Genomic DNA, 6,313 nt, shown 5'->3' on the forward strand with positions numbered 1-6,313 from the left:
TTAAGTAATCGAGCAGAATACTATTTAAGTTAGGTGTTTAGGGACAAGGCAACAGGCACAGAGTGTTAAAATGTTTTTACTATGCTTTTTCCAAAGCCCACCGCCGAAAGCTGATACCTGAATGCCTTGGGCACAAAAATTAAATTCTATTTTGCCCACTAACTTAAATCTAATTCTGCACTCTTACAGAAGGGTGTTGCGTTGGGGTTTTAGAAAATATATTTCGGATTCCTGTCGCTACGTTTATCATACAAAATAGAAGTACTATGTGGATTAAAAAAGGAGTAGTTTATAAACCAGATGGTTCATTAGCTCATAGTCAATCACATGCTCAGGTACCATTTGCCTACAAGCATGATGATTTTCTGAGAATATATTTTTCTACCAGAGATGCGCAAGGTCAATCGCGTCCTACCTTTATTGATGTAGAATATGATGACCCAACTCAGATTCGCTATATTCACGATAAGCCAATTTTGGAATTAGGTGGTCCAGGCGAATATGACGAAACGGGTGCAATGCCCTCTTGGTTTGTTGATATGCCTAATGGCGATATTTGGTTATACTACACAGGCTGGAATCGCACACACAATTCTTACCGCTTGTCGATGGGCTTGGCGGTAAGTCATGATGGCGGTTTGAGTTTCAAAAAGATGTTCCGTGGACCAATTATGGACCGTTCGATTCACAATCCTATCTGGGCAGCTCAACCTTCGGTTATGTACGATAACGGTGTTTGGAGAATGTGGCATATTTCAGGGCAGAAGTGTGAATATATTCACGGGTATCCTGAGCCATTCTATGATTGTCGTTATGCAGAATCAAAAGATGGGATTCATTGGACTTCTACGGGTGATGTAGTTTTGGCATTTGACGATTTTTTACATGCCGTAGGCCGTCCAAGTGTGTTTAAAGAAGATGGTATTTACAAAATGTATTACTCGTACCGTCACACGCGCGATTATCGTACCGATCGAAATCAAAGCTACCGTATGGGATATGCCGAATCATTGGATGGTATCAAATGGGAAAGAAAGGACGATTTGGTAGGGATTGCAAAGTCGGAAAATCCAGCAGATTTTGATTATAATATGATAAATTATGCTCATTATTATGAACATAATGACAAGAAATATTTGTTATACAACGGCAATGGTTTTGGCGCATCAGGTTTTGCTTATGCTGTTTCAGAAAAATAGTCACTCAGGTTTTTGATATTTATCATAAATTTACCAACTCCTGTACTATAATTTTGAGCCATTGTTGAACCCATTGCTAAGCAATTAGCCAAACATTTCACTAAGCTATGGCAGCCTCAAAAGAACAATTCAATAAAGACGGATATTTGATTTTGAAAAACTTTTTTTCAAAAGAAGAAATCAGCAAAATTTATTCAGAAGCAAAACAGCTTTTTGCTATTCAAATTAAACGTGTGCTCGGTATTGACGTAGATATCAACGAACGTGATACCTTCGAAAAAGCGATGTTTGATTATTTTCAAGCTGATTTTACTTCATTCGTTAATACTGGAAAACAAGTACAGCATTTGATTTCAATGCATCGTTTGGGTACAGATGACCGTATTGTTAATTTATTGAAGGAAATCGGTTATGAATTTCCTACTATTGCTGTTCGACCAGCCATGCAGTTCAATAGCCGCTATTTGTCGAAAGGTGGTAGCCACTGGAAATTGGGTGCCCACCAAGATTGGCGTACTGGACAGGGCTCTTTGGATAGCGTTGTATTGTGGTTCCCTTTGGTGGATTGTGGGGCTGACTTGGGTTCTCTACAAATTATACCTGCAAGCCATACCGTTGGATTATTACAAGCTGATACTTCTGGTTACACTGGTTCGATTCAAGAATCTTTGCCAGAGGAGGATTATGTACAGACTTCTTTTGAAGTGGGTGATTTATTGATTTTCTCAGCGTTTTTGGTGCATCGTTCTGGCGATAATATCACGCAAAATATTCGTTGGTCGATTCAATTGCGCTACAATAATATGGCAGAAACTACCTTTCAAGAGCGTGGTTTTCCGATGCCTTACATTTATAAGCCAGAAGAAAATTTGGTTACTCCAGATTTTCCTAAGAAAGAACAACTTGAGCAAATTTTTGCCTAACAATATTCCTTGTATCTTTGCAGACCTGTGGGTATAACTCACAGGTCTTTTGTTTTTCTTGCATACATGTTTTCCAAATCACTATTTTAATTTTTAAGTAAACCGATACTCAAACAGTACTGAATATTTTGTTCAATATTGTGACTAATACCAAGTTCAATGATTAAAGTTAGCGTAATCGTCCATACATATAAACACGAAAATTATATTCGTCAAACCTTAGATAGTATTGTTAATCAACAAGTTAATTTTGAATTTGAAGTAATTGTTGGGGACGATGCATCGCCCGACAGCACTCCCGATATCATTAAGGAATATCAGCAGAAATATCCCCATTTGATTAAACCGCTGTTACATCCAGTTAATTTGGGAGGTTTTGGGAAAAATAATACAATGGCTACTTTGGCAGAAGCACAAGGACAGTATATTGCCCCGATGGATGGTGATGATTATTGGACTAGTCCTCATAAACTTCAGAAGCAAGTAGATTTTTTGGATGCGAATCCCGATTTTGTGGCCTGTTTTCATAATGCATTAATCCATTTTGAAGATGGTTCACATCCTGATGACTATGTAAATAAGCCAGACCAAAAGGTTATTACGACCATCGATGACTTGGTAGGAGAAGATGAAATATGGTATATGGCAACCTCGGCAGTAATGTTTAGGCATGGTATTATCAAAACCTATCCAAGATGGTTTCATGAGTCAAAAAGTGGTGATATTCCAAGATATATCTTACTCGGAAAACATGGTAAGTTTTACTACATGAACGAAGTAATGTCCGTTTATCGTAAAAATGGAGGTGGAATGAGCTTTACAGATGGAAAACAAGATGCCGAATTTCTGCTCAATAGAATTGGTATGTACAAGGGTATAGATGAAGAGTTAGACTATAGATTTCATACTCGAGTTCGTAAAAATATCGCAAGATATTATCTGATGTTGGCCAATTCGATTCAGTATGGGGATAATCCAATTTTATCACGATATTACGCGCTAAAATCTTTGAACCTATCAAGACCTAATTCTTTAGCCCACACCAAAAAGGTATTGCTGGATTACGTGATTCCTCATGGATTCATGGGGCTTTACGCAAACCTAAAATGGCAATTATTGAAGCTTTTGGGAAAAGCAAAATAACCGTCTTTTGTCCAGCACCCATGGACGAAAACATTAATTTTATGCCTAAGAACTTAAGTAAGTAGCAAGAAAGATTAAATTAATAGTATTCCAAAGGGAAGAATAGAAGTTAATATTTTGATTATTAATATATTACAATAAATAATCTACTGTTAACCTAATTACTGGACAAATTTGAGGTTACTAGTTCAAGACTTAGTCTTGGACTCATTTTTTTAACAGTTTTAAACTGTATTTAAGCATTCATTGAAAAAGTCTAAATACCTTTTCTCTTTTTGTCCAGTAATTAGATTGTTAATGTATTTATCCGACTTACTTTCTGAATTCGAGATACTTTGTATGTATTCTATATAAGTCTAATAAGGATTGTAAATGACAGTTTATTGGATTTAGTCTTTTATTTTCATAAATAAATTATTATAAAATAGAACTTTCCCAAGCTATTTTGTATGATTCTTAAAAAATAACAGACTATCCAATGAAACGTTTATTCTTTTTACTCATTCTCTTCGCTTTGGGTTTGTGCAGTCGGGCTCAAAGCATCCATCAAGATATATTACATAAGGTTTGGACAGCTTATTGGATTGCAGCCCCACACTCAAATCCACAAGACTACGGGGTTTATCATTTTAGGAAAAACTTTGTTTTGAATGAAGTACCCTCCGATTTTATTGTACATGTGTCAGCCGATAATCGATATAAGTTGTTTGTAAATGGTCAAATGGCTTCGCAAGGACCAGCCCGAGGTGATTTATCCTATTGGAATTTTGAAACTATCGATATTGCGCCATATCTGAAAAAGGGCAAAAATGTAATAGCCTCGATAGTGTGGAATGAGGGAAATTATCGAGCCGAAGGGCAAATCTCAAATAGAACGGCTTTTGTATTGACAGGAAATACTACTCAGGAGAAAATCTTAGATACTAACCCGACTTGGAAGAGTTTTACCAATGCGGCCTACCAGCCATTATCAAAGGGTGTCGGTTATCCGACCTATTATGTAGCAGGTTCGGGCGAGTTACTGGACTATAACAAAGCATTGTCTGCTGATTGGGCTTCTGAAAATTTTGATGATGATTCTTGGGTAGCTGCGCAACAAGTAGGATGGAGAGGCGCCTGCCCCAAGGGAATCTCTGATATAAATAATTGGATGTTAGTTCCTTCCTCTTTACCTCAAATGGAATTACGAAAACAGTATTTTTCAAGCCTCAGAAAGGTGGAAGGAATAGTATTGGAGTTTGCTAGTCTTGAGAAATTGGATTTTGTTATCCCTCCAAACACACATGCTAAAATTCTTTTGGATCAAGGTTTTCTGACAAATGCTTTTCCAAAATTAGTCATGAAAAATGGAAAGAATACCCAAATAGGATTGACTTATGCAGAGGCCTTGATGGATAAAGAGGCTTTGAAGAAGCGGTTTATTCTTAAAAATAATCGTAATGAAATAGAAGGGAAGGTAATTGTCGGAAGAAAAGACAGCCTACTGCTTTCGGGAAAGTCTACACAAATTTTTGAATCTCTAAGCTATAGAACCTTTAGATATCTTCAATTGGATATTCAAACGAGTAGCGAACCACTTCAAATACTCGAAATTTCGAGCACATTTGTAGGATTTCCTTTTACTCAAAAATCACAAATACTGAGTACTAATTTCGATTTTCAGACATACTTAAACGTTGGTTGGAGAACTGCCAGACTTTGCGCTGTGGATACCTATATGGATTGTCCCTATTATGAGCAGCTCCAATACATAGGCGACGCCCGTATTCAGGCCTTAGTATCCTATTTTAATGCTGGAGATGACCGTTTGGCTCGTAATGCATTGAATCAAATGGATCATTCTCGAATGGCCGAAGGAATAACACTGAGCCGTCATCCTTCTTATTCGCCCCAGCAAATCCCTACATTTTCGTTATGGTACATTGGTATGCTTCACGATTATCTGAGATACAGAAATGATGCAGGTTTTGTCAAAGAAAAACTCCAAGGCGTCAGAAATGTATTATGGTTTTTTGAAAAACATCAAAATTCTGAAGGCTCTTTAAGGAAAGTCCCTTATTGGATTTTTACAGATTGGGTCGAGAATCGGAAAGGATGGTCTAATGGCGAAGCTCCGCTCGGAAATCATGGAGAGTCGGCTGTGTTGGATTTACAGTTATTGTGGGCTTATCAGTTGGCAGCTGAACTAGAAGCCCAATTAGGCATGAAAACCTATGCCGAAATGTACAATCAAAAGGTTGTTCAACTAAAAAATATGATTCGCAGAAAGTATTGGGATGCTTCAAAAGGATTATTGGCTGATACAGAACAAAAAGATTTTTTTTCGCAACATGCCAATAGCTTGGGAATACTTACCGGGGTTCTTTCTCCAAATAATTATGCTAAAGTAACTGAAAAATTACTCCAAGATAAGTCTTTGGCTTCTGCTTCAATTTATTTTAAGTATTATTTGCACCAAGCCCTAGTAAAAGCTGGGAGGGGAGATGAATACCTAAGATGGCTTGGTGATTGGAAGAGAAATATTGACTTAGGATTGACTACATGGGCAGAAATCTCTGAAATAGAACATGCGCGGTCTGATTGTCACGCATGGGGCGCCAGTCCTAATATCGAATTTTACCGTGTTGTTTTAGGGATTGACTCTGATGCGCAAGGATTTTCAAAAATAAAAATTGAACCTCATCTCGGAAGTCTGAAGGCAATACAGGGACAAATGCCTCATCCACTAGGCAAAATTGTTTGTGATTATGTTATGAAAAATAATCACTGGGAAATTCACATAGAATGTCCTGTAGAAGGAAAATTAGTGTGGAAAGGAAATGAGCTAAAATTAAAAAAAGGATTAAATCAATTCCGTTTCTGAGTAAGATATTATCGGCGTATTCATCCTATGCTGGGTAGGCTTACACGACTTGTATTGAGTGCTTTAGGCTGTAAGCCGTAAGCCTTAGGCAAAAGGGCTTTATAATTTCATAAAAACGCTTTATTTTTTAAGCTTACGGCTTTCAGCATTGAGCTTTCGGCAAAATAAATCTAGTTTAAAAAAAT

Annotated in this window: 4 protein-coding genes; all 4 read left to right on the forward strand. The window is 37.2% G+C overall.

Going from position 1 to position 6,313, the window contains the following annotated elements; translation table 11 throughout:
- Positions 1-266: 266 nt before the first annotated feature.
- The 4 genes from ACOVQ4_RS16785 (at position 267) to ACOVQ4_RS16800 (ending at position 6,128) form a co-directional block, all read left to right on the forward strand.
- Positions 267-1,199 (forward strand): hypothetical protein, encoded by a 933-nt coding sequence (locus tag ACOVQ4_RS16785; protein WP_421821776.1) that lies wholly within the window; start codon positions 267-269, stop codon positions 1,197-1,199.
- A gap of 107 nt (positions 1,200-1,306) precedes the next feature.
- Complete coding sequence (locus ACOVQ4_RS16790; protein ID WP_421821777.1) at positions 1,307-2,122, forward strand: phytanoyl-CoA dioxygenase family protein; 816 nt, start codon at positions 1,307-1,309, stop codon at positions 2,120-2,122.
- 159 nt (positions 2,123-2,281) lie between these two features.
- Positions 2,282-3,265, forward strand: a complete 984-nt coding sequence (locus tag ACOVQ4_RS16795; protein WP_421821778.1) for a glycosyltransferase family 2 protein — start codon at positions 2,282-2,284, stop codon at positions 3,263-3,265.
- Between the two features lie 478 nt (positions 3,266-3,743).
- On the forward strand, positions 3,744-6,128 hold the full coding sequence (locus ACOVQ4_RS16800; protein ID WP_421821779.1) for an alpha-L-rhamnosidase C-terminal domain-containing protein: 2,385 nt from the start codon (positions 3,744-3,746) through the stop codon (positions 6,126-6,128).
- Positions 6,129-6,313 lie beyond the last annotated feature (185 nt).

The organism is Flectobacillus sp. (genome assembly GCF_049240685.1).
Taxonomy (GTDB): domain Bacteria; phylum Bacteroidota; class Bacteroidia; order Cytophagales; family Spirosomataceae; genus Flectobacillus.

Bases quoted from the DNA above. Each gene is read 5' to 3' on its own strand.
- ACOVQ4_RS16795 (WP_421821778.1), top strand. From the start codon at position 2,282: ATGATTAAAGTTAGCGTAATCGTCCATACATATAAACACGAAAATTAT.
- ACOVQ4_RS16785 (WP_421821776.1), top strand. From the start codon at position 267: ATGTGGATTAAAAAAGGAGTAGTTTATAAACCAGATGGTTCATTAGCT.
- ACOVQ4_RS16800 (WP_421821779.1), top strand. From the start codon at position 3,744: ATGAAACGTTTATTCTTTTTACTCATTCTCTTCGCTTTGGGTTTGTGC.
- ACOVQ4_RS16790 (WP_421821777.1), top strand. From the start codon at position 1,307: ATGGCAGCCTCAAAAGAACAATTCAATAAAGACGGATATTTGATTTTG.